Origin of the sequence: Janibacter sp. LM, from assembly GCF_039631275.1 — a bacterium.
Classification (GTDB): Bacteria; Actinomycetota; Actinomycetes; order Actinomycetales; family Dermatophilaceae; genus Janibacter; species Janibacter terrae.
In genome coordinates, this window is sequence record NZ_JBDIVG010000075.1 from 1 (window position 1) to 1,423 (window position 1,423).

The window sequence follows — 1,423 nt, forward strand, 5'->3', positions numbered from 1 at the left end:
GGCTCTCCGTGGTTCGTGGTGAAGGAGAGGTCCGCGTCGTAGCGGCGTAGGAGCTCGTGGCCCTGCTGTGATGGGTGTTGTCGAGACATCCCAGAACAGAGGACCACGAGCCTGTGAACGAGCCTACGGTCTCGCGGCGTGATGCTGCGAGCACGATCTTCAATCTGCCTGACTACCGCGTCATCGACGCCGTCGACCTGCCCGAAGGCGGCCGGCGGGTGACGGTCGCCTCGACCGATCCACCCGGCTGTCCGGAGTGCGGCGTGATCGCGACGAAGGCCCACTCCCGTCGTCTGCAACGGGTCCGGGACGTCCCGGTCGCCGGCGCCGTGGAGGTGCTGTGGGCCAAACGACGCTGGTTCTGCTCCGAATCACGCTGCAGCAGAGGCACGTTCGCCGAGGCCACCACACAGGTTCCGCGGTTCGCGCGCTCGACGAGGCGGTTGAAGGAGCAGATCGTGGCGGCGGTCATCGACTCCGGCCGTGCTGCCGCGGAGGTCGCGCGCGCCCACCGGATCTCGTGGTGGCTGGTCCAGACCGCCCTGACCAGCGCGGCAGCGGCTGTGCTGCCCGACGTCGACGACATCGCGGTCACCCGGTTGGGCATCGATGAGCACCGCTACCGCTCAGTGCGCTTCTTCCGCGACGAAGCTGGCGCCGGGCGCCGGTACGAGCCGTGGATGACCACGCTGGTCGACCTGGCCACTGGGCAGGTCCTCGGCATCGTCGACGGGCGCGACTCCACCGCCGTGGGCGCCTGGCTGGCCGAGCGCTCACCCGCGTGGCGCGAGCAGGTGCAAGTCGTCGCGATCGACCCCTCGGCGGCGTTCCGCAAGGCGCTGCGCGAGCACCTGCCCCGAGCGGCGGTCTCGGTGGACAAGTTCCACCTGGTCAAGCTCGGCAACGACATGGTCACTCGGGTGCGGCAGCGCCTGACCCGCGCTCAGCACGGCCGGCGCGGCCGCAAGAACGACCCGGCGTGGGCGCACCGCTTGCTGCTGCTGCGCGGCGCGGACACCCTCTCGCAGCGGGCCTGGGCCCGGTTGGATCGGGTCTTCGCCATCGACGACCCGACCGACGAGCTGTCCGCAGCGTGGGCGATCAAGGAACAACTACGCCGCCTGCTGGCCGTCGACACGCTCGCCGACGCCTGGAACGAGCGGATGCGCCTGGGCTACTACGCGGTGGTCGCGGACATGCCCGAGACCACCGCGCTGTACGAGACCGTCGTGGCATGGTGGGACGCCATCGAGGTCCTCGTCGTCACCGGCGCGACCACCGCGAAGGTCGAGGCCGCGAACACCGGCATCAAGCAAATCAAGCGCACCGGACGAGGCTTCCGCAACCCGCACAACTACCGCACCCGTATCCTGCTGAGCAGCGCCTCCCGAACAGCGGCGTGAACACCGATCACACCCGGCCG

General features: G+C 69.9%; 1 protein-coding gene. It reads left to right on the forward strand.

The window, feature by feature from the left end; all coding sequences use genetic code 11:
* Nucleotides 1-113 precede the first annotated feature (113 nt).
* Nucleotides 114-1,403, forward strand: coding sequence for an ISL3 family transposase (locus ABC138_RS17480; protein ID WP_032492314.1), 1,290 nt, complete (start codon nt 114-116; stop codon nt 1,401-1,403).
* Nucleotides 1,404-1,423 lie beyond the last annotated feature (20 nt).